This is a genomic window from Streptomyces sp. HNM0575 (assembly GCF_012726265.1).
Taxonomy (GTDB): domain Bacteria; phylum Actinomycetota; class Actinomycetes; order Streptomycetales; family Streptomycetaceae; genus Streptomyces.
The window spans coordinates 722,674-744,290 of record NZ_JAASAG010000002.1; the positions used below are offsets into that span (position 1 = coordinate 722,674).

Genomic DNA, 21,617 nt, shown 5'->3' on the forward strand with positions numbered 1-21,617 from the left:
CGTCAGGAGACCGGGCCGCCGAAGATGTCGATGCGGTCGCCCTCGACCAGGGTCACGATGGCGCGCTTGGTGTCGGCGCGCTTGCCGTAACCGGTGCGGGTGCGCTTGCGCTTGCCCTGCCGGTTGATCGTGTTGACCCCGCTGACCTTGACCGAGAAGACCGCCTCGACGGCCTGCTTGATCTGGGTCTTGTTGGCGCGCGGGTCGACGATGAAGGTGTACTTGTTCTCGTCCAGCAGCGCGTAGCTCTTCTCGGAGACCACGGGCTTGATCAAGATGTCCCGGGGGTCCGTGAACGACTTGCTGGGGGCCTGCGCGGAGGTGGCCTCGCTCATCAGGCTTCGCTCCCTTCGAGCTGTGCGGTGGCGGCCTTCTGCGGGCCGGCCACGAAGGACTCGAAGGCGGCCTTGGTGAAGACCACGTCGTCCGAGACGAGCACGTCGTAGGTGTTCAGCTGGCCCGGCTCCAGGATGTGGACCTGGGGCAGGTTCCGCGCGGACAGCCAGGAGGACTGGTCGTCGCGCTCGGCGATCAGCAGCACGTGCTTGCGCTCGCTGATCTTGCCCAGCAGCGTCTTCGCGGCCTTCGTGGAGACCTCGCTCTCCACGACGCCCGAGACGACGTGCACACGGCCGTGGCGGGCGCGGTCCGAGAGGGCACCGCGCAGCGCGGCGGCCTTCATCTTCTTCGGCGTCCGCTGCGAGTAGTCGCGCGGCACGGGACCGTGCACGATGCCACCGCCGGCGAACTGCGGAGCGCGCGTCGAGCCCTGACGGGCGCGGCCGGTGCCCTTCTGGCGGTACGGCTTCTTGCCGCCGCCGCGGACCTCGCCGCGGGTCTTGGTCTTGTGCGTGCCCTGGCGGGCAGCGGCCAGCTGTGCGACGACGACCTGGTGGATCAGCGGAACGCTGACCTGCGCGTCGAAGATCTCCGTGGGGAGCTCGACGGAGCCGTCCTTCTTGCCGGCGGGCGAAAGGATGTCAACGGTAGTCATGGTTTAACCTCAGGCCCCCTTGGCCGCGGTGCGGACCAGGACGAGGCCGCCGTTCGGACCCGGGACAGCGCCCTTGATGAGCAGCAGGCCCTTCTCCGCGTCAACGGCATGGACGGTCAGGTTCTGGGTGGTGACCCGCTCGTTGCCCATGCGGCCGGGCATCCGCGTGCCCTTGAAGACACGACCGGGCGTGGCACAGCCGCCGATGGCACCGGGCTTGCGGTGGATGCGGTGCGCACCGTGGGAGGCCTTGCCGCCGCGGAAGCCGTGGCGCTTCATGCCGCCGGCGAAGCCCTTGCCCTTGGACTTGCCCGTCACGTCCACCTTGCCGCCGGCCTCGAAGGTGTCGGCGTTGATCTCCTGGCCGGGGCTGTACTCGCCGGCGTCGGAGGTGCGCAGCTCGACGAGGTGCCGGCGGGGAGTGACGTCGGCCTTGGCGAAGTGGCCCTTGAGGGGCTTGTTCACCTTGCGCGGGTCGATCTCGCCGAAGGCGATCTGAACGGCTTCGTAGCCGTCCTTGTCTGCGGTGCGGACCTGGGTGACGACGTTGGGCCCGGCCTTGACGACGGTCACGGGGACGACGCGGTTCTTGTCGTCCCAGACCTGCGTCATGCCGAGCTTCTCGCCCAGGACGCCCTTGATCTGCTTAGCCATCTTCTTCCCGCACCCCTCAGAGCTTGATCTCGATGTCGACGCCGGCCGGGAGGTCCAGGCGCATCAGCGAGTCAACGGTCTTGGGCGTCGGGTCGAGGATGTCGATCAGACGCTTGTGGGTGCGCATCTCGAAGTGCTCGCGCGCGTCCTTGTACTTGTGCGGCGACTTGATGACGCAGTACACGTTCTTCTCAGTGGGCAGCGGCACCGGGCCTGCGACCGACGCGCCAGTGCGCGTCACCGTCTCGACGATCTTCTTGGCCGAGTTGTCGATGACCTCGTGGTCATAGGCCTTGAGCCGGATGCGGATCTTCTGTCCCGCCATGGCTACTTCGTAGTCCTGTCTCTCGTAACGCTCTGGAACCCATGGGTGCCGTCCTCCTCGACTCCGCCGACCCACGCGGTCGGGCGTGTCGTACCCCTTCTCGCAATGAACCACGGAGGTTTCTCTCGAGAGAAAGGAGTCGGGGGTACGGACCCACCGGGTGCCTGGCTGGAAGCCCCTCCTGCACTTCCCGGAAGATTCCCGTACTTCCGCTCCTGATAAGGAGCGACGAATACGCTGGGACTCGCTTCCGGTCCTCCCGGCGGGAGGCGCACAGCATCGGCACTCAACCGAGCAACCTGGACAGTGTGCCACAAGGCGTTTGACTGGTGCCAATCGGCCCCGGTCACCGTAACCGCGGGGCTCTTCGCCCCCGCCCCGGCCTGCATCGGCGCACCGCACGGGACATGACTCATGCCGTCGGCGTCTGAACAGGATCGGCTGTACGGAACGTGCGCCGGTACGCGAGCGGTGAGACCCCGATCGCCGCCTGAAGGTGCTGGCGCAGTGAGGCAGCGGTCGCGAAACCGGACCGGGACGCGACCTGGTCGACGGACAGTTCGCTGCTCTCCAGCAGATGACGGGCCCTGACCACGCGCTGCTGGATGACCCACCGGCCGGGGCTCATCCCCACCTCGTCGCGGAACCGCCGGGCGAACGTGCGCAGGCTCATCTGCGCGTGCCCCGCCAAGTCGGCCTGCGTCAGCGGCAGATGGAGCCGCTCCAGCGCCCACTGGCGGGTCGCGGACGTGCCTTCCGCCGGGCCCTCGGGGACGGGGTGCTCGATGTACTGCGCCTGACCGCCCTCCCGCCACGGCGGGACGACGCAGAAGCGGGCAACCCGGTTCGCCAGCTCGGCGCCGTGGTCCTTGCGTACGACGTGAAGGCAGACGTCGACACCCGAGGCCGCGCCGGCCGAGGTCAGCACATCCCCGTCGTCGATGAACAGCACGTCCGCATCGAGCGCGACGGCGGGAAACAGGCGCCGGAATTCCGCGGCCAGCGCCCAGTGCGTGGTGGCCCTGCGGCCGTCGAGGCGCCCGGTCGCGGCGAGCGCGAAGGCACCCGTGCAGATGGACACCGTGCGGGCGCCGGGCGGGATCAGCTCGAAGGCTTGGAGGACCCGTTCGGGAAGCTCGGCCGTGGCCTGCCGCAGGTCGAAGGGAGGGATCACCACCGTGTCCGCGGTGGTGAGCGCGTCCGGGCCGTGCCCGACCTCCACCGCGAAGTCGGAATCGCTCGGTACGGGACGTCCGTCCACGCTGCACGTGACCACCTCGTAGCGGCCGTCGGCCGACCCGAACACCCGGTGAGGGATGCCGAGTTCGAAGGGGTAGACGCCGTCCAGGGCCAGGACCACCACGCGATGCATGGCACGATCCTAGCGAATGCTGGCAATCCTGCCATTGCCGAGTGCGACGGGTCAGGACAGCCTTGACTCATGACACAAACCGACACATCGGGCGCCACGAGCGTCATGCGCGCCATCAGCCAGGACGAGCTGGGCGAGCCCGCCGTACTGAAGGAAGTGGAACTGGAACGGCCGCAGCCGGGCCCCAGCCAGGTCCTCGTCAAGGTGCACGCCGCGGGCGTCAACCCGACGGACTGGAAGCACCGGCGGCACGGAGGCTTCCTGGGTACCCCGCCGTTCGTCCTCGGCTGGGACGTCTCCGGGGTCGTCGAGGCCACGGGGCTGGGCGTGACCGTGCACAAGCCCGGCGACGAGGTGTTCGGGATGCTGCCCTATCCGTACGGCGTGGGGTCGCACGCCGAGTACGTCCTCGCACCGGCGCGTGCGCTGGTGCGTAAGCCCGAGCAGCTCAGCCACGTCCAGGCGGGCGCGCTGCCCCTCGCCGCACTGACCGCCTGGCAGGCGCTCGTCGACACCGCGGACCTGCGTGCCGGGCAGCGGGTGCTGATTCACGCGGCGGCCGGCGGCGTCGGACATCTCGCCGTGCAGATCGCCAAGGCAAGGGGCGCGCACGTGACGGGCACGGCCAGCTCCGGCAAGCACGAGATGCTGCGCGGACTGGGCGCGGACGAGCTGATCGACTACCGCGAGACCGACTTCGCCGAGGCGGCACGCGACATGGACGTCGTGTTCGACACCATCGGCGGCGCCGAGCACCGCACGCGCTCGCTGCGTACGCTCCGCCCCGGCGGCACGCTGGTCTCGATCCTCCTCGAGAAGCCCGACGCGCTGGCGGAGGAGGCGGCGCGGCTCGGCCTGCGCGGCGAGGTGATGCTCGTCGAGGCCGACCAGGCAGGCATGAGCGCCGTCGCCGCGCTCGCGCAGACGGGCCGGCTCAGCGCGGTCGTCGCGGGCACATTCCCGCTGGCGGACGCGGCGAAGGCGCACGAAGCCGGAGAGACCGGCCGCACCGCCGGGAAGCTGGTGCTCGACCTCGGCTGAGCGGGACGCCCGGCTGCTGGCTGCTGGCTGCTGGCTGCTGGCTGCTGGCTGCTGGCTGCTGGCTGAGTCAGCCCACCGCAGAGGACGGCGATGCGGACGCTGCGGACTCCCGGGGCCGGGGCGCCACGACTGCGCGCGGCCCGCGTACCGTCCCGGTGCCGCCGTACGTCCCGCCGCCGGGCACCGGCTCCGACGCGTCGGCGCCCAGCCCCACGATCCGGTTGTCCGCGTCGACGTGCACCACCGAGGGCCGCAGCGCCCGCGCCTCCGCGTCGTCGACCTGTGCGTAGCCGATCAGGATCACCAGGTCGCCGGGGTGCACGAGATGCGCCGCCGCCCCGTTGATGCCGATGACGCCCGAGCCGCGCTCGCCCTCGATGACGTACGTCTCCAGGCGCGAGCCGTTGGTGATGTCGACGATGTGGACGAGCTCGCCGGGCAACAGGTCGGCGGCGTCCATGAGTTCGGCGTCCACGGTGACCGACCCCACGTAGTGCAGATCAGCCTCGGTCACGGTGGCCCGGTGGATCTTGGACTTGAGCATGGTGCGCTGCATGCGTCACTCCTGGGCGAAGAGGGTCGCGCCCCCGAGGGCGGGGTGCGCGCCGGCCCGTCCATCGTATGGGGTCCCGCGCGACGGCCCGACCGACGAATACGGTTGCCGCCGCGACCTGGTCCGTACGCACCCGGGCCCATGCCGTGATCCCTGATCGCTCACGGCATGGGCCCGGTGTGACTCGCGCGCCGCGGTCAGCCCTCCTTGATGGCCGAGACCTCGAATTCGAGCGTCACCTTGTCGCTCACCAGGAGGCCGCCCGTCTCCAGTGCGGCGTTCCAACTGACGCCGAAGTCCTGGCGGTTGATCGTGGTGCTGCCTTCGAGGCCGATCCGGCTGTTTCCGAACGGGTCGGTGGCCTGGCCCTCGTAGCTGAACGGGACGGTCACCGAGCGCGTGACCCCCTTGACCGTGAGGTCGCCGGTGACGTCGAAGGCGCCCTCGCCGCTCTGCTTGACGCCCGTCGACCGGAAGGTGATCTCCGGGTACTCGTCCATCTTCAGGAAGTCGTTGCTGCGCAGGTGCGCGTCCCGGTCCGGGTTGCGGGTGTCGATGCTCTCGGCCTTGATGACCAGCTCCACGGACGACCGCTCGGGGTTCTCGCCGTCGATGTGGGCGGTGCCGGTGAAGTCGTTGAACGCACCGCGGACCTTGGTCACCATCGCGTGGCGTGCGACGAAGCCGATGCGGGTGTGGGTGGGGTCGAGGGCGTACTCCCCGGTCAGCTTGGCGTAGTCGCCGGCAGTCGTCATGGCAGTCCTCCAAGGGTCACGGTGCTGTGCTTGCTCCGGCACCAACCTCGTTGAATGCTGAACTATTCCTCGCCGGTCACAGTCTCCGCTCGCCCGTGCTCGCCGCTCCGCACAGCCGCTCCGCACAGCACAGAGGGCCCGTACGACCGGAGTCGCACGGGCCCTCTCCCCCGGCCTCGCAGCCGGGCAACGCTCAAGGCGTCCAGGTCACTTGATGATCTTCGTGACCTGACCGGCGCCCACCGTACGGCCACCCTCACGGATGGCGAACTTCAGGCCCTCTTCCATGGCGACGGGCTGGATGAGCTGGACGCTCATCTCGGTGTTGTCGCCCGGCATGACCATCTCGGTGCCCTCGGGGAGGGTCACGACGCCGGTCACGTCGGTGGTACGGAAGTAGAACTGCGGGCGGTAGTTGTTGAAGAACGGGGTGTGCCGACCGCCCTCGTCCTTCGACAGGATGTACGCCTGGCCCTCGAACTCCGTGTGCGGAGTGACCGAGCCGGGCTTGATGATGACCTGGCCGCGCTCGACGTCCTCGCGCTTGATGCCGCGGAGGAGCAGACCGACGTTCTCACCGGCCTGGCCCTCGTCGAGGAGCTTGCGGAACATCTCGATACCGGTGACGGTCGTCGAGGTCTTGGTCTCCTTGATGCCGATGATGTCGACGTTCTCGTTGACCTTCAGCACACCGCGCTCGATACGGCCGGTGACGACCGTGCCGCGGCCGGTGATCGTGAAGACGTCCTCGATCGGCATCAGGAACGGCTTCTCGACGTCGCGCTCCGGCTGCGGGATCGCGTCGTCGACGGCGTCCATGAGCTTGCCGATGGAGTCGGCCCACTCGGCGTCGCCCTCAAGGGCCTTGAGCGCCGAGACCTTGACGACCGGAACCTCGTCGCCCGGGAACTCGTACTCGGAGAGCAGCTCACGGACCTCGAGCTCGACGAGCTCCATGATCTCCTCGTCGTCCACCATGTCCGCCTTGTTGAGGGCGACCACGATGTACGGGACGCCGACCTGGCGGGCCAGGAGGACGTGCTCCTTGGTCTGCGGCATCGGGCCGTCGGTGGCGGCGACCACGAGGATGGCGCCGTCCATCTGCGCGGCACCGGTGATCATGTTCTTGATGTAGTCCGCGTGACCCGGGCAGTCCACGTGAGCGTAGTGACGGTTCTCCGTCTGGTACTCGACGTGAGCAATGGAAATCGTGATTCCGCGCTGGCGCTCTTCGGGCGCCTTGTCGATGTTCTCGAACGCGGAAGCCTCGTTCAGCTCCGGGTACTTGTCGTGCAGCACCTTGGTGATCGCCGCGGTAAGAGTGGTCTTACCGTGGTCGATGTGACCGATGGTGCCGATGTTGACGTGCGGCTTAGTCCGCTCGAACTTCGCCTTCGCCACTGGGGTCCTCCTGTGGACTGGTGCTGTACACCCTCCACATTCTGCGGAGGGGTTCAGATGGTCGTTATGAACCGGTCAGGACCCCGAGGGGGATGCCCTTGACCAGTTCGCTTGGGGGGCTGGCGCCGGGGACCCGGCACAGCCGACGGACGAGCCGTACGATCTGTGCCGAAGTGCCCCGAATGCCTTTGCTCCAGCCTAAGGGTTGAGCAACTCGGTGTTACTCGCCCTTGGCCTTCGCGATGATCTCCTCGGCGACGCTCTTGGGAACTTCGGCGTAGGAGTCGAACTGCATGGAGTAGTTGGCACGGCCGGAGGTCTTGCTGCGCAGGTCTCCGACGTAACCGAACATCTCCGACAGCGGGACGAGGCCGGTGACGAGCTTGGCGCCGCCCCTGTCGTCCATGGACTGAACCTGGCCACGACGGGAGTTGATGTCGCCGATCACGTCGCCCATGTACTCCTCGGGCGTCGTGACCTCGACCTTCATCATCGGCTCCAGCAGCGCCGGACTCGCCTTCCGTGCAGCGTCCTTGAACGCCATGGAACCGGCGATCTTGAACGCCATCTCCGAGGAGTCGACGTCGTGGAAGGCACCGTCGAGCAGCGTCACGCGGACGCCGGTCAGCGGGTAGCCCGCCAGCACACCGAACTCCATGGCCTCCTGGCAGCCCGCGTCCACAGACGGGATGTACTCCCGCGGGATGCGGCCACCGGTGACCTGGTTGACGAACTCGTAGCCGTCACCCTCGAGCGGCTCGACGGCGATCTGCACCTTCGCGAACTGACCGGAACCACCGGTCTGCTTCTTGTGGGTGTAGTCGACCTTGTCGACCGTCTTGCGGAGCGACTCCCGGTACGCCACCTGCGGCTTACCGACGTTGGCCTCGACCTTGAACTCGCGCTTCATGCGGTCGACCAGCACGTCCAAGTGCAGCTCGCCCATGCCCGCGATGATCGTCTGGCCGGTCTCCTCGTCGGTCTTGACCTGGAAGGACGGGTCCTCCTCGGCCAGCCGCTGGATCGCGACGCCCAACTTCTCCTGGTCGCCCTTGGACTTGGGCTCGATCGCGACCTCGATCACGGGAGCCGGGAACTCCATCGACTCCAGGATCACCGGGTTGCCCGCGTCGCAGAGGGTCTCGCCGGTGGTGGTCTGCTTGAGACCCATGACGGCGACGATGTCGCCGGCACCCACCGACTCGATCTCCTCACGCTTGTTCGCGTGCATCCGGTAGATCTTGCCGATGCGCTCCTTCTTGCCCTTCACCGAGTTCATCACCTGCGAGCCGGTGACCAGCCTGCCGGAGTAGACCCGGATGAAGGTGAGCTTGCCCAGGTGCGGGTCGCTCGCGATCTTGAACGCGAGTGCCGACATGGGCTCCTGCTCGGTCGGCCTCCGCTTCAGGACCTCTTCCGGGTCCTTGACGGAGTGACCCTCGATCGCCTCGACGTCCAGGGGGGACGGGAGGTAGCGGGCGATGGCGTCGAGCAGGGGCTGAACGCCCTTGTTCTTGAACGCCGTTCCGCAGAAGACCGGGGTCACCGTGGTGGTGCCCTCGGCGCCGGTGGAGGCGAGGGTGATGCGGCGGATCGCCGCGTAGAGCTGGTCCTCGGTGGGCTCCTGGCCCTCGAGGTAGAGCTCCATCATCTCCTCGTCGTTCTCCGCGACGGCCTCGAGCAGATTGCCGCGCCACTCGTCGGCGGCCTCGGCGTGCGTGGACGGGATGTCGACGGTGTCGTACATCTCGCCCATCTTCGCCTCGGGCGACCAGACCATCGCCTTCATGCTGACGAGGTCGACGACGCCCTTGAAGTCCGCCTCGGTCCCGATCGGGATCTGCATGACCAGCGGCACCGCACCGAGGCGGTCCACGATCATGTCGACGCAGCGGTGGAACTCCGCTCCGGTGCGGTCCAGCTTGTTGACGAAGCAGATGCGCGGAACGCCGTACCGGTCCGCCTGGCGCCAGACGGTCTCGGACTGCGGCTCGACGCCGGCCACACCGTCGAACACCGTCACGGCACCGTCGAGCACACGCAGCGCACGCTCCACCTCGACGGTGAAGTCGACGTGGCCGGGGGTGTCGATGATGTTGATGGTGTAGTCGACGTCGTTGAGCGGCCAGTGAGTGGTGGTCGCGGCAGACGTGATCGTGATGCCGCGCTCCTGCTCCTGGGCCATCCAGTCCATCGTGGCAGCGCCGTCGTGGACCTCACCGATCTTGTAGCTCCGACCGGTGTAGAACAGGATCCGCTCGGTGGTCGTCGTCTTGCCCGCGTCGATGTGGGCCATGATCCCGATGTTCCGGACCTTGGCCAGGTCAAGTGAAGTGGTAGCCATAAGGCTTCAGTCTTCTCTCGGTCTCGATGGGGTCTGCGACTACCAGCGGTAGTGCGCGAAGGCCTTGTTGGACTCGGCCATCTTGTGAGTGTCCTCGCGCTTCTTCACGGCGGCACCGAGCCCGTTGGAGGCATCGAGCAGCTCGTTCAGCAGACGCTCGGTCATGGTCTTCTCGCGGCGGGCGCGGGAGTAACCCACGATCCAGCGCAGCGCGAGCGTGGAGGAACGGCCGGGGCGGACCTCGACCGGAACCTGGTAGGTGGCGCCACCGACGCGCCGCGAGCGGACCTCGAGGGTCGGCTTCACGTTCTCCAGCGCGCGCTTGAGGGTGATGACCGGGTCGTTGCCGGTCTTCTCCCGCAGGCCTTCCATGGCGCCGTACACGATGCGCTCGGCGGTGGAGCGCTTGCCGTTCAGCAGCACCTTGTTGATCAGGGAGGTCACCAGAGGAGAACCGTAGACCGGGTCGATGATGACCGGGCGCTTCGGGGCGGGGCCCTTACGAGGCATGCTTACTTCTCCTTCTTGGCGCCGTAGCGGCTGCGAGCCTGCTTGCGGTTCTTGACGCCCTGCGTGTCGAGGGAGCCGCGGATGATCTTGTAGCGAACACCCGGCAGGTCCTTCACACGGCCGCCGCGCACGAGCACGATGGAGTGCTCCTGGAGGTTGTGGCCCTCACCCGGAATGTAGGCTGTGACCTCGATCCCGCTGGTCAGACGCACACGCGCGACCTTACGCAGGGCCGAGTTCGGCTTCTTCGGGGTGGTGGTGAAAACACGCGTGCAGACGCCCCGGCGCTGAGGAGAACCCTCGAGTGCGGGCGTCTTGTTCTTCTCGACCTTGTCCTGCCGGCCTTTCCGGACCAGCTGCTGGATCGTAGGCACCGTTTCTCCGGTTTCTGTGTGCCGTCTCGGTAAAGCTAACCTGGGCCACTCTCCCGACCCACGAGGTCGGGTGTGTCGAAGACTGCAGAGTCCCGCGGAAGCGAAATACCCCTCAGGTGAGAAGCATGCAGATCCGGTGCCGCCGTCCGCGCTTCCCGAGCGTCTGACCGCTTACGAGAGCGCAGGGGGCACCCCAGGCACAAGGTCAGAGCGTACCTACCGCGTCGTCCCCGGTCAAAACAAGCCCCCGCGCTGCCCACGGGCCGCAGAAGCCCCTGGCCGCAGGCCCTCTCGGGACCGCGTCGCATCCGCGTCGCATCCGTCGTCGAAGCGTCTCAGGAGGAGGAGACGGCGACCAGCATCGTCACGAGCCCACTGAGCACCAGCACCACATACGAGAGCACCAGCCCCGCCATCGCCGAGCCCTCGCCCCGCTCTCCCGTACGCCGGACCTCGCCCCGCGCCTTGTGCCCGAGGATCACACCGGGCGCAGCGCCGAGCCAGAAGAAGTACGGCGCGTGGAGCCCGTACACGATCGGGGCCGTCACCATCGAGAGCACCGGCGCCCCGATGCCGCAGACGAGCGCCGCCGTCGCCGTGCTGTTGTGCGGCCGCCGGGGAAAGGCGTACGGCGCGAGCGGCTGCGGCTGGAAGGGCACCAACTGCCCCTGCACGGAAGGCCGTTGGAAGGTCGGTGGCACGGCGCTGGGCCCGTTGGGCACGTCGCCCGTCAGCTGCTGGAGCTCCTCGACCGTACGGGCGGCCACGGCACGCCCCACGCGGTAGTCGTACTCGTCCTTTGTCAGCCGGCCCTCCGCGAAAGCGGCCTTGAGCACGTCCCCCGCCCGGTCCCGGTCAGCGTTCCCGGCGAGCATCCGCACCACCCCCTGTCACGACATCATGCACAGAGGACGGCCGCCCCGGTAGGGACGGCCGTCCTCTGTAGCAGAGCTATGACCCTGTCAGGCGTTGTACGGACCGTAGTCGTAGTCCTCCAGCGGGACCGCCTGGCCGGAGCCGGTGCCGAACGGCGAGTAGTCGATGTCGTCGTAACCGACGGCCGAGTACATCGCCGCCTTGGCCTCCTCGGTCGGCTCCACCCGGATGTTGCGGTAGCGGGACAGGCCCGTACCGGCCGGGATGAGCTTGCCGATGATGACGTTCTCCTTGAGGCCGATCAGGGAGTCGGACTTGGCGTTGATCGCCGCGTCCGTGAGGACCCTGGTCGTCTCCTGGAAGGACGCCGCCGACAGCCACGACTCGGTCGCCAGCGAAGCCTTGGTGATGCCCATCAGCTGCGGACGGCCGGAGGCCGGGTGGCCGCCTTCCGCCACGACCCTGCGGTTCTCACCCTCGAACTTCGTACGCTCCACGAGCTCGCCCGGCAGCAGCTCCGCGTCGCCGGACTCGATGATCGTCACGCGGCGCAGCATCTGCCGGATGATGATCTCGATGTGCTTGTCGTGGATCGAGACGCCCTGCGAGTTGTAGACCTTCTGGACCTCGCCGACCAGGTGCACCTGGACCGCACGCTGGCCGAGGATGCGCAGCACGTCGTGCGGGTTGGTGGCGCCCACGGTCACCGCCTGGCCGACGGTGACGTGATCGCCCTCGCCCACCAGCAGCCTGGCGCGCTTCGAGACGGGGTACGAGGTCTCGTCCGAGCCGTCATCCGGGGTGACGACGACCTTCTTGGTCTTCTCCGTCTCCTCGATGCGGACCCGGCCGGCCGACTCCGAGATCGGCGCGACGCCCTTGGGCGTACGGGCCTCGAAGAGCTCGACCACACGCGGCAGACCCTGCGTGATGTCGTCACCGGCCACACCGCCGGTGTGGAAGGTACGCATCGTCAGCTGGGTGCCGGGCTCACCGATCGACTGGGCCGCGATGATGCCGACGGCCTCGCCGATGTCGACCAGCTTGCCGGTGGCCAGCGAACGCCCGTAGCACATGGCGCAGGTGCCGACCGCCGACTCGCAGGTGAGCACGGAGCGGGTCTTGACCGTCTCCACGCCGTGCCGCACGAGCTCGTCGATGAGCACGTCGCCCAGGTCGGTGCCGGCCGGGGCCAGCACCTTGCCGTCGACGACGATGTCCTCGGCGAGGCAGCGCGCGTACACGCTGGTCTCGACGTCCGCCGCCTTGCGCAGCACGTCGTCCGCTCCCCTGGCCGCGATCTCCAGCTTGAGGCCGCGGTCGGTGCCGCAGTCCTCCTCGCGGATGATCACGTCCTGCGAGACGTCGACGAGACGACGCGTCAGGTAGCCGGAGTCGGCGGTACGCAGAGCGGTGTCGGCGAGACCCTTGCGGGCACCGTGCGTGGAGATGAAGTACTCCAGCACGGAGAGACCCTCACGGAACGACGCCTTGATGGGCCGCGGGATGGTCTCGTTCTTCGCGTTGGACACCAGACCGCGCATGCCGGCGATCTGACGCATCTGCATCATGTTCCCTCGGGCGCCCGAGTCGACCATCATGAAGATCGGGTTCGTCTTCGGGAAGTTGTCGCTCATCGCCTCGGAGACCTCGTTGGTCGCCTTCGTCCAGATCGCGATGAGCTCCTGCGTGCGCTCGTCCTTGGTGATCAGACCGCGCTCGTACTGCTTCTGGACCTTCTCGTCCTGCGCCTCGTAGCCGGCGATGATCTCCGGCTTGGCGTCGGGGACGACGACGTCCGAGATGGCGATGGTGACGCCGGAGCGGGTCGCCCAGAAGTAACCGGCCGACTTCAGGTTGTCCAGCGCCGCCGCCACGGTGACCTTCGGGTAGCGCTCGGCCAGGTCGTTGACGATCTGGGAGAGCTCCTTCTTGCCGACCGAGTACTCGACGTACGGGTACTCCTCGGGCAGCAGCTCGTTGAAGAGCGCGCGGCCCAGCGTCGTACGCAGCCGGAAGCCGTCGCCGGGCTGCCACTCGGGCTCGCCCTGCTCGGGCAGCGGCGGCGTCCAGTCCGCCGGCGGCACGGAGCCGATCGGGAAGCGGATGTCGACCTCCGCCTGGAGCGAGAGCTCCCCGGCGTCGAAGGCCATGATCGCTTCGGCGGTGGAGTTGAACGACCGGCCGTCGCCGATGGTCTCGCGCTGCTCCTCGGTGGTGGTGAGGAAGAACAGCCCGAGCACCATGTCCTGCGTCGGCATGGTCACCGGCCGGCCGTCGGCCGGCTTGAGGATGTTGTTCGAGGACAGCATCAGGATGCGGGCCTCGGCCTGCGCCTCCGCGGACAGCGGCAGGTGCACGGCCATCTGGTCACCGTCGAAGTCCGCGTTGAACGCGGTGCACACGAGCGGGTGGATCTGAATGGCCTTGCCCTCGACCAGCTGCGGCTCGAAGGCCTGGATGCCGAGGCGGTGCAGCGTCGGTGCGCGGTTGAGCAGCACCGGGTGCTCCGCGATGACCTCCTCCAGCACGTCGTAGACGACCGTGCGGCCGCGCTCGACCATGCGCTTCGCCGACTTGATGTTCTGCGCGTGGTTGAGATCCACCAGGCGCTTCATCACGAACGGCTTGAAGAGCTCCAGCGCCATCGCCTTCGGCAGACCGCACTGGTGCAGCTTCAGCTGCGGGCCGACGACGATCACGGAACGGGCCGAGTAGTCGACGCGCTTGCCCAGCAGGTTCTGCCGGAAGCGGCCCTGCTTGCCCTTGAGCATGTCGGACAGCGACTTCAGCGGACGGTTGCCGGGACCCGTGACGGGGCGGCCGCGGCGGCCGTTGTCGAAGAGCGCGTCGACGGCCTCCTGGAGCATCCGCTTCTCGTTGTTGACGATGATCTCGGGCGCACCGAGGTCGAGAAGGCGCTTCAGGCGGTTGTTCCGGTTGATGACGCGGCGGTACAGGTCGTTCAGGTCGGAGGTCGCGAAGCGGCCACCGTCGAGCTGCACCATCGGACGCAGGTCCGGCGGGATCACCGGCACGCAGTCCAGCACCATGCCCTTGGGGCTGTTGCTGGTCTGGAGGAAGGCGGAGACGACCTTGAGGCGCTTGAGCGCGCGGGTCTTCTTCTGCCCCTTGCCGGTACGGATGATCTCGCGGAGCCGCTCCGCCTCCTCGTCGAGGTCGAACGTCTCCAGGCGCTTCTGAAGAGCAGCGGCGCCCATGGAGCCGTCGAAGTAGGTCCCGAAGCGGTCGCGCAGCTCGCGGTAGAGCAGCTCGTCGCCCTCCAGGTCCTGGACCTTGAGGTTCTTGAAGCGGGACCACACCTCGTCGAGGCGGTCGATCTCGCGCTGCGCACGGTCGCGGAGCTGCTTCATCTCGCGCTCGGCGCCCTCGCGCACCTTGCGCCGTACGTCCGCCTTGGCGCCCTCGGCCTCGAGCTCGGCCAGGTCGGACTCCTGCTTCTTGGCGCGCGCCTCCAGGTCGGAGTCGCGGCGCTGCTCGATCTGCTGGCGCTCGACGCCGACGTGCGCCTCCAGGGACGGCAGGTCGCGCGTGCGGCGCTCTTCGTCGACGTACGTGATCATGTACGCCGCGAAGTAGATGACCTTCTCCAGGTCCTTCGGAGCCAGGTCCAGCAGGTAGCCCAGGCGCGACGGAACGCCCTTGAAGTACCAGATGTGCGTGACGGGCGCGGCAAGCTCGATGTGGCCCATCCGCTCACGGCGCACCTTGGCGCGGGTGACCTCGACACCGCAGCGCTCACAGATGATGCCCTTGAAGCGGACGCGCTTGTACTTGCCGCAGTAGCACTCCCAGTCCCGCGTCGGACCGAAGATCTTCTCGCAGAAGAGTCCGTCCTTCTCGGGCTTGAGGGTGCGGTAGTTGATGGTTTCCGGCTTCTTGACCTCGCCGTGCGACCACTGACGGATGTCGTCAGCGGTGGCAAGGCCGATCCGCAGTTCGTCGAAGAAGTTGACGTCGAGCACTCTCGTCAATCCCTCTCAGGGTCGTGTCGATGAATGGTCTGAGCGGGGTTTGGAGGGGTCGCCTCCAGGCCCCCAGGGCCGAGGGGGAGGCCGGAACGCCTGGCGAACGCGTCCCGGCCAGACCCGTCAGACCTCTTCGACGCTGCTCGGCTCGCGCCGGGACAGGTCGATACCGAGCTCCTCCGCCGCGCGGAAGACGTCTTCGTCCGTGTCACGCATCTCGATGGACATGCCGTCCGAGGACAGCACCTCCACGTTGAGGCAGAGCGACTGCATCTCCTTGATGAGCACCTTGAACGACTCGGGGATGCCCGGCTCGGGGATGTTCTCGCCCTTGACGATGGCTTCGTAGACCTTCACGCGGCCGGTGACGTCGTCGGACTTGATGGTGAGCAGCTCCTGAAGCGCGTACGCGGCGCCGTACGCCTCCAGGGCCCACACCTCCATCTCACCGAAGCGCTGGCCACCGAACTGTGCCTTACCGCCCAGCGGCTGCTGGGTGATCATGCTGTACGGGCCGGTCGAGCGGGCGTGGAGCTTGTCGTCGACCAGGTGGTGCAGCTTGAGGATGTACATGTAGCCGACGGAGATCGGGTCCGGGAACGGCTCCCCGGAACGCCCGTCGAACAGATGGGCCTTGCCGGAGGGCAGGACCATCCGGTCGCCGTCCCTGTTGGGCACGGTGGCCTGGAAGAGGCCGGCGATCTCGTCCTCGCGCGCACCGTCGAAGACCGGGGTGGCCACGTTGGTGCCGGACGGGACGTCGTCCGCGCCGATCTGCTGGAGGCGCCGCGACCACTCCTCGTCGATGCCCGCGACGTTCCAGCCCTGGGAGGCGAGCCAGCCCAGGTGGATCTCCAGCACCTGTCCCGGGTTCATACGGGACGGGACGCCGAGCGGGTTGAGGATGACGTCGACCGGGGTGCCGTCCTCCAGGAACGGCATGTCCTCGACCGGAAGGATCTTGGAGATGACGCCCTTGTTGCCGTGACGGCCGGCGAGCTTGTCGCCGTCGGTGATCTTCCGCTTCTGCGCCACGTACACGCGCACCAGCTGGTTCACACCCGGCGGCAGCTCGTCGCCCTCTTCCCTGTCGAAGACGCGGACGCCGATGACCTTGCCGGTCTCGCCGTGCGGCACCTTCAGGGAGGTGTCACGGACCTCGCGGGCCTTCTCACCGAAGATCGCGCGCAGCAGGCGCTCCTCCGGGGTCAGCTCCGTCTCGCCCTTCGGCGTGACCTTGCCGACCAGGATGTCGCCCGCCTCGACCTCGGCGCCGATGCGGATGATGCCGCGCTCGTCGAGGTCGGCGAGGACCTCCTCGGAGACGTTCGGGATGTCCCGGGTGATCTCCTCGGGGCCGAGCTTGGTGTCACGGGCGTCGACCTCGTGCTCCTCGATGTGGATCGAGGAGAGGACGTCGTCCTGCACCAGACGCTGGCTGAGGATGATCGCGTCCTCGTAGTTGTAGCCCTCCCAGGGCATGAAGGCGACCAGCAGGTTCTTGCCGAGCGCCATCTCGCCCTCGTCGGTGGACGGGCCGTCGGCGAGGACCTGGCCCTCGATCACGCGCGAGCCCTCGTCCACGAGCACCTTCTGGTTGAAGGAGGTGCCCTGGTTGGAGCGGGTGAACTTCGCGACGCGGTACGTGGTGTAGGTGCCGTCGTCGTTGGCCACCGTGACGTAGTCGGCGGAGACCTCCTGGACGACACCGTCCTTCTCAGCCTTGATGACGTCACCGGCGTCGACCGCGCAGCGGTACTCCATACCGGTGCCGACCAGCGGCGACTCGGCCTTGATGAGCGGCACTGCCTGCCGCATCATGTTCGACCCCATGAGCGCGCGGTTGGCGTCGTCGTGCTCGAGGAAGGGGATCATCGCCGTCGCGACCGACACCATCTGGCGCGGCGAGACGTCCATGTAGTCCACGTCGTCGCCCGGGATCAGGTCGACCTCGCCGCCGCGGCGGCGGATCAGCACCCGGTCCTCGGCGAAGCGCATCTCCTCGGTGAGCGGCGCGTTCGCCTGCGCGATGACGAAGCGGTCCTCCTCGTCGGCCGTCAGGTAGTGCACCTCGTCGCCGACGACACCGTCGACCACCTTGCGGTACGGCGTCTCCACGAACCCGAAGGCGTTGACCCGCCCGTACGAGGCGAGCGAACCGATCAGACCGATGTTCGGCCCTTCCGGCGTCTCGATCGGGCACATGCGGCCGTAGTGCGAGGGGTGCACGTCACGGACCTCGAAGCCGGCCCGCTCACGGCTCAGACCACCCGGACCCAGCGCCGACAGACGGCGCTTGTGGGTGAGACCCGAGATCGGGTTCGTCTGGTCCATGAACTGCGACAGCTGGCTCGTGCCGAAGAACTCCTTGATGGAGGCGACGACAGGCCGGATGTTGATCAGCGTCTGCGGCGTGATCGCCTCGACGTCCTGAGTCGTCATCCGCTCGCGTACGACGCGCTCCATACGGGCCAGACCCGTGCGGACCTGGTTCTGGATCAGCTCGCCGACGTTGCGCAGGCGGCGGTTGCCGAAGTGGTCGATGTCGTCGGTCTCGATGACGATCTGGTCGCCCTCGGCCGAGGTCGACTCGGTCTCCCCCGCGTGCAGCTTGACCAGGTACTTGATCGTCGCGATGACGTCGGCGGTGGTGAGTACGCCGGAGTCCAGCGGCTCGTCGCCGCCGAGCTTCTTGTTGATCTTGTACCGGCCGACCTTGGCCAGGTCGTACCGCTTCGGGTTGAAGTAGAGGTTCTCCAGCAGCGTCTGCGCGGCCTCACGAGTCGGCGGCTCGCCGGGACGCAGCTTGCGGTAGATGTCGAGCAGCGCGTCGTCCTGACCCTGGGTGTGGTCCTTCTCCAGGGTGGCGCGCATCGACTCGTACTGCCCGAACTCCTCGAGGATCTGCTCGTTCGTCCACCCGAGCGCCTTGAGAAGCACGGTCACCGACTGCTTGCGCTTGCGGTCGATGCGCACACCGACCATGTCGCGCTTGTCGATCTCCATCTCCAGCCAGGCACCCCGGGACGGAATGATCTTGGCGGAGTAGATGTCCTTGTCGGAGGTCTTGTCGATGGAGCTGTCGAAGTAGACACCCGGCGAGCGGACGAGCTGCGAGACGACGACACGCTCGGTGCCGTTGATCACGAACGTGCCCTTGTCCGTCATCAGCGGGAAGTCACCCATGAAGACGGTCTGGGACTTGATCTCGCCGGTTTCGTTGTTGGTGAACTCGGCGGTGACGAAGAGCGGAGCCGCGTACGTGAAGTCGCGCTCCTTGCACTCGTCGATGGAGTTCTTCGGAGGCTCGAAACGGTGATCGCGGAAAGTCAGCGACATCGACCCGGAGAAGTCCTCGATCGGGGAGATCTCCTCGAAGATCTCCTCCAGACCGGACTTCGTCGGAACGTCGTTTCCGCTCTCCAGCGCCGCCTCGACCCGGGACTTCCAGGCCTCGTTGCCGAGCAGCCAGTCAAAACTCTCGGTCTGGAGCGCAAGGAGGTTGGGAACCTCGAGAGGTTCCTTGATCTTCGCAAAAGAAATACGCAGCGGGGCGGTGCTGGCGCCATTGTTCGAATTGGCAGTCGAGGCAGTGCGCGAGGCGGCCAAGAGGGGGTCCTTCCGAGGGCTCGGACTCTCTGCGCGCATACCGGTGGCCCCTGGTGACGGGCAGGGAGCAGCTAACAGGCAGCGCAAAGGGTCAGTGTAGCCTCATGGCCCACTGATGTCCAGAGCAGATTTCCGGAACCCGACTCGGTCCCGGTCTCCGCCTCCAGCCGGTGGCAATCTGTCCTCCGGGAGGGGATCCCCCCTAGTTGTTCATCTCCGCCGCGGCCCGTCCCGACGGCCTCGATACGTCGGGGCGGAACGTGCTTGCCGCAACACTTCCCGCTTCGTCCTCGATCCATGCCTCGGAACCCGGATCGATGCGAACGGCGCGTCCAGAGAATTGCGCGCCAAGTGCCGTTCGTCAAGGGCCCCACGGCAGCGAAGATCACCATACCCGCCTGTCCGGAGGGGTTCCGTGAGGGCTTCGAGGACGCCGAAGGGCGACCACCCGGCTGGGTGATCGCCCCTGGCTGAGGGGTCTTCGCGACCCCTGTGATCACTTGACCTCGACGGAGGCGCCGGCGCCCTCGAGGGACTCCTTCGCCTTGTCCGCGGCGTCCTTCGCGACCTTCTCGAGGACCGGCTTCGGGGTGCTGTCCACGAGCTCCTTGGCCTCCTTCAGACCCAGGGAGGTCAGCTCGCGCACGACCTTGATGACCTGGATCTTCTTGTCGCCGGCGCCGGTGAGGACGACGTCGAACTCGTCCTGCTCCTCGACCTCCTCGGCGGCGCCGCCACCCTGGCCGGGCGCGGCGACGGCGACGGCGGCCGGGGCGGCGGCCTCGACGTCGAACTTCTCCTCGAAGGCCTTCACGAACTCGGAGAGCTCGATGAGGGTCATGTCACTGAACTGCTCGAGCAGTTCGTCCTGGCTGAGCTTCGCCATGGTGGCGGTCCTTCCACTAGTCCGGCTGGTGCCGTGTGTGCGTATCGACGGGTTCGTCAGACTTCGAGCCCGCTGCGACCGGGCGTGCGTGCCTGCCCGGCCTCGACGGGAGCCGAATTACTCGGCACCGCCCTGCTCGACCTTGCTGCGCAGCGCGTCCGCGGTACGGGCGAACTTCGTCAGCGGGGCCTGGAAGGTCGCCGCGGCCTTCGCCATGGACGCCTTCATGCCGCCGGCCAGCTTGGCGAGCAGCACCTCGCGGGATTCGAGCTCCGCGAGCTTGTTGAGGTCGGCGGCGCTGTACTGCGCGCCGTCGACGATGCCGCCCTTGATGACCAGGGCGGGATTCTCCTTGGCGAAGTCACGGAGACCCTTCGCCGCCGCTACCGGGTCACCGGTGACGAAGGCGACGGCCGACGAGCCCGTGAAGAACTCGTCGAGCTCGCTAATCCCGGCCTCGTTGGCCGCGATCTTGGTCAGTGTGTTCTTCACCACGCGGTACTGGGCGTCCTCACCGAGCGAACGGCGCAGCTTCTTGAGCTGGGCAACCGAAAGCCCCGTGTATGCGGTGACCACTGCGGCGTTGGAGTCACGGAACTTGTTCGTGATCTCCTCAACGGCGGCGATCTTGTCGGGCGCGACCTGCTCCCTCGCCATGAGCCTCGGCCTCCTTCCGGGTGATGAGACCGCTCGGAAGGGGCTGGAACGACGAAACGCCCCTGCGCAGGCGCATGGGGCGTGGCTCTACCGGGACAACGCATCGCGCCGCACGGGAGCTTCCTCATCACCTACGCGGGTCGTCCGCTGCTAGCGGATCCTTCGGCCGTCATGCCCTCTTGGCTGAGCACGACGACGACCAGCGGTCTTTGGCTTCGTACGAGATTACGCGAAAGCGCTCCCCCGCACCAAATCCGGTGCCGGGGAGGGCCTTCCGCATGCTGATCGGCCAGTCGCCTCCGGCGGTCAGCTCTTGCCGGGCAGGGCGTCCTCGAAGGCCACCGTGTCGGAGGCCGCGGGATCCTCGACGGAGACGTCGGTGCCGTAGTCCGAGTAGAAGACCGTCGAGTTCAGATCGCCGTTCTTGCCCTTGGCGCGCTCCTGCTTCTTCACCAGCAGGTCCTGGCCGTCGATCCAGACGTCGACCTTCTCGTTCTTGAAGCCCTGCTGCTTGAGCTGGTCGGAGAGCTGGTCGAGGTCCTTCTCGCTGAGCTTCTTGGACTGCATGCGGGCCAGCTCGGCGACCTCGATGGTGCCGCTGTAGTGGTCGGTCTTCTTGCCCTTGACGGTCTCGGAGCCGGCCTTCTTCACCTTGCCGCTCGCCAGCAGCAGATCGACCGACCGGGCCGGGTTGTTGTTCTGCATCTGGTCCTTGATGAGAGCGCCCGACGGGCCGGCCTGCTCGGCCAGCTTGTCGTAGTCGTACTTCATCCAGTGCTTGCCCTTGCCCGCGGTCGAGGCGAACCGGTCACCGAGGTTCACGTACATCGCGTCCTCGGTGTAGCGCGCGTCCATGGGCTTGCCGCTCGTCGGCAGGGCGGCGGAGCCGGAACCCTGCTGCGTGACGGTCATCTCCGCGGTGGTGCCGCCACCGGACCAGTCGACGACGCCCTCGGTCTTCGTCGAGACCTTGCCCTGCGGAGTGCCCTGCGTCTGGTCGCCCTCGACCTTCGCGGTCTTCTTCTGCTCCGTCGTCCTCGAAGCCTGCTCCAGCTCGGTGATCGCCACCTGCGCGGGCGACAGGCCCTGCTCGTCCTTCGAGCCGCCGCCGGAGTCGCTGCCCCCGGAGTTGCCGCCGCATGCGGTGAGCCCGGCCGCGGCGATCACAACTCCGGCCGCAGTCATGGCGATTCGGGCATGGCGCATCTGATTCCCCCTGAATTTCCATTTGTTGAGATGTACGCGGAGGACCCTATCCCGGACATGCCCGCCTCATG

Annotated in this window: 18 protein-coding genes; 1 reads left to right on the plus strand and 17 read right to left on the minus strand. The window is 67.5% G+C overall.

Annotated features, from left to right (window positions below; genetic code table 11):
- Nucleotides 1-2: 2 nt before the first annotated feature.
- The 5 genes from rplW to HCC61_RS07080 all read right to left on the minus strand — a co-directional run bounded on the left by rplW (nt 3) and on the right by HCC61_RS07080 (nt 3,345).
- A complete protein-coding gene (rplW, locus tag HCC61_RS07060) occupies nt 3-335 on the minus strand; it encodes a 50S ribosomal protein L23 (protein WP_169134351.1) in 333 nt (110 codons plus the stop codon).
- The gene (gene rplD / locus HCC61_RS07065; protein WP_169134352.1) at nt 335-994 is read right to left on the minus strand and encodes a 50S ribosomal protein L4; all 660 of its coding nucleotides are present in this window, start codon (nt 992-994) and stop codon (nt 335-337) included. The genes rplW and rplD overlap by 1 nt, the downstream gene beginning before the upstream one ends.
- A 9-nt stretch (nt 995-1,003) precedes the next feature.
- The gene (gene rplC, locus HCC61_RS07070; RefSeq protein WP_070008915.1) at nt 1,004-1,648 is read right to left on the minus strand and encodes a 50S ribosomal protein L3; all 645 of its coding nucleotides are present in this window, start codon (nt 1,646-1,648) and stop codon (nt 1,004-1,006) included.
- A 16-nt stretch (nt 1,649-1,664) separates the two neighbouring features.
- Nucleotides 1,665-1,973, minus strand: a complete 309-nt coding sequence (gene rpsJ, locus HCC61_RS07075; RefSeq protein WP_016909683.1) for a 30S ribosomal protein S10 — start codon at nt 1,971-1,973, stop codon at nt 1,665-1,667.
- Between the two features lie 412 nt (nt 1,974-2,385).
- Nucleotides 2,386-3,345, minus strand: coding sequence for a helix-turn-helix domain-containing protein (locus HCC61_RS07080; RefSeq protein WP_169134353.1), 960 nt, complete (start codon nt 3,343-3,345; stop codon nt 2,386-2,388).
- 69 nt (nt 3,346-3,414) lie between these two features.
- Here HCC61_RS07080 and HCC61_RS07085 point away from each other — a divergent pair, with 69 nt between their 5' ends.
- Nucleotides 3,415-4,386: an NADP-dependent oxidoreductase gene (locus HCC61_RS07085; RefSeq protein WP_206322153.1), complete on the plus strand. Its 972-nt coding sequence runs from the start codon at nt 3,415-3,417 to the stop codon at nt 4,384-4,386.
- 67 nt (nt 4,387-4,453) lie between these two features.
- Here HCC61_RS07085 and panD read toward each other — a convergent pair whose 3' ends face one another.
- The 12 genes from panD to HCC61_RS07145 form a co-directional block, all read right to left on the minus strand.
- Nucleotides 4,454-4,942 (minus strand): aspartate 1-decarboxylase, encoded by a 489-nt coding sequence (panD, locus tag HCC61_RS07090; RefSeq protein WP_169134354.1) that lies wholly within the window; start codon nt 4,940-4,942, stop codon nt 4,454-4,456.
- 194 nt (nt 4,943-5,136) lie between these two features.
- Nucleotides 5,137-5,694, minus strand: coding sequence for a YceI family protein (locus tag HCC61_RS07095; protein WP_169134355.1), 558 nt, complete (start codon nt 5,692-5,694; stop codon nt 5,137-5,139).
- 207 nt (nt 5,695-5,901) lie between these two features.
- Nucleotides 5,902-7,095: an elongation factor Tu gene (gene tuf, locus HCC61_RS07100; protein WP_169134356.1), complete on the minus strand. Its 1,194-nt coding sequence runs from the start codon at nt 7,093-7,095 to the stop codon at nt 5,902-5,904.
- A gap of 220 nt (nt 7,096-7,315) precedes the next feature.
- Nucleotides 7,316-9,439, minus strand: coding sequence for an elongation factor G (gene fusA, locus HCC61_RS07105; RefSeq protein WP_169134357.1), 2,124 nt, complete (start codon nt 9,437-9,439; stop codon nt 7,316-7,318).
- A gap of 39 nt (nt 9,440-9,478) precedes the next feature.
- On the minus strand, nt 9,479-9,949 hold the full coding sequence (rpsG, locus tag HCC61_RS07110; protein ID WP_028433241.1) for a 30S ribosomal protein S7: 471 nt from the start codon (nt 9,947-9,949) through the stop codon (nt 9,479-9,481).
- 2 nt (nt 9,950-9,951) lie between these two features.
- Nucleotides 9,952-10,323 carry a 30S ribosomal protein S12 gene (gene rpsL, locus HCC61_RS07115; RefSeq protein WP_003948652.1) on the minus strand — a complete coding sequence of 124 codons (372 nt, stop codon included), beginning with the start codon at nt 10,321-10,323 and terminating at the stop codon, nt 9,952-9,954.
- Between the two features lie 335 nt (nt 10,324-10,658).
- Complete coding sequence (locus HCC61_RS07120) at nt 10,659-11,198, minus strand: DUF1707 and DUF4190 domain-containing protein (protein WP_169134358.1); 540 nt, start codon at nt 11,196-11,198, stop codon at nt 10,659-10,661.
- 87 nt (nt 11,199-11,285) lie between these two features.
- Nucleotides 11,286-15,185, minus strand: a complete 3,900-nt coding sequence (locus HCC61_RS07125) for a DNA-directed RNA polymerase subunit beta' (RefSeq protein WP_169134577.1) — start codon at nt 15,183-15,185, stop codon at nt 11,286-11,288.
- Nucleotides 15,186-15,311: 126 nt separating this feature from the next.
- The gene (rpoB, locus tag HCC61_RS07130) at nt 15,312-18,797 is read right to left on the minus strand and encodes a DNA-directed RNA polymerase subunit beta (RefSeq protein ID WP_169134359.1); all 3,486 of its coding nucleotides are present in this window, start codon (nt 18,795-18,797) and stop codon (nt 15,312-15,314) included.
- 496 nt (nt 18,798-19,293) lie between these two features.
- On the minus strand, nt 19,294-19,683 hold the full coding sequence (rplL, locus tag HCC61_RS07135) for a 50S ribosomal protein L7/L12 (RefSeq protein WP_169134360.1): 390 nt from the start codon (nt 19,681-19,683) through the stop codon (nt 19,294-19,296).
- Between the two features lie 117 nt (nt 19,684-19,800).
- Entirely contained in the window at nt 19,801-20,340 is a 540-nt protein-coding gene (gene rplJ, locus HCC61_RS07140) for a 50S ribosomal protein L10 (protein ID WP_169134361.1), read from the minus strand.
- 306 nt (nt 20,341-20,646) lie between these two features.
- A complete protein-coding gene (locus HCC61_RS07145; protein ID WP_169134362.1) occupies nt 20,647-21,546 on the minus strand; it encodes a hypothetical protein in 900 nt (299 codons plus the stop codon).
- Nucleotides 21,547-21,617: the final 71 nt, after the last annotated feature.

Coding starts and splice junctions, on each gene's coding strand:
- HCC61_RS07085 (WP_206322153.1), top strand. CDS start 3,415: ATGACACAAACCGACACATCGGGCGCCACGAGCGTCATGCGCGCCATC.
- HCC61_RS07145 (WP_169134362.1), bottom strand. CDS start 21,546: ATGCGCCATGCCCGAATCGCCATGACTGCGGCCGGAGTTGTGATCGCC.
- rpsJ (WP_016909683.1), bottom strand. CDS start 1,973: ATGGCGGGACAGAAGATCCGCATCCGGCTCAAGGCCTATGACCACGAG.
- HCC61_RS07080 (WP_169134353.1), bottom strand. CDS start 3,345: ATGCATCGCGTGGTGGTCCTGGCCCTGGACGGCGTCTACCCCTTCGAA.
- rplW (WP_169134351.1), bottom strand. CDS start 335: ATGAGCGAGGCCACCTCCGCGCAGGCCCCCAGCAAGTCGTTCACGGAC.
- HCC61_RS07120 (WP_169134358.1), bottom strand. CDS start 11,198: ATGCTCGCCGGGAACGCTGACCGGGACCGGGCGGGGGACGTGCTCAAG.
- rplD (WP_169134352.1), bottom strand. CDS start 994: ATGACTACCGTTGACATCCTTTCGCCCGCCGGCAAGAAGGACGGCTCC.
- rplJ (WP_169134361.1), bottom strand. CDS start 20,340: ATGGCGAGGGAGCAGGTCGCGCCCGACAAGATCGCCGCCGTTGAGGAG.
- HCC61_RS07095 (WP_169134355.1), bottom strand. CDS start 5,694: ATGACGACTGCCGGCGACTACGCCAAGCTGACCGGGGAGTACGCCCTC.
- rplC (WP_070008915.1), bottom strand. CDS start 1,648: ATGGCTAAGCAGATCAAGGGCGTCCTGGGCGAGAAGCTCGGCATGACG.
- panD (WP_169134354.1), bottom strand. CDS start 4,942: ATGCAGCGCACCATGCTCAAGTCCAAGATCCACCGGGCCACCGTGACC.
- rpsG (WP_028433241.1), bottom strand. CDS start 9,949: ATGCCTCGTAAGGGCCCCGCCCCGAAGCGCCCGGTCATCATCGACCCG.
- fusA (WP_169134357.1), bottom strand. CDS start 9,439: ATGGCTACCACTTCACTTGACCTGGCCAAGGTCCGGAACATCGGGATC.
- rplL (WP_169134360.1), bottom strand. CDS start 19,683: ATGGCGAAGCTCAGCCAGGACGAACTGCTCGAGCAGTTCAGTGACATG.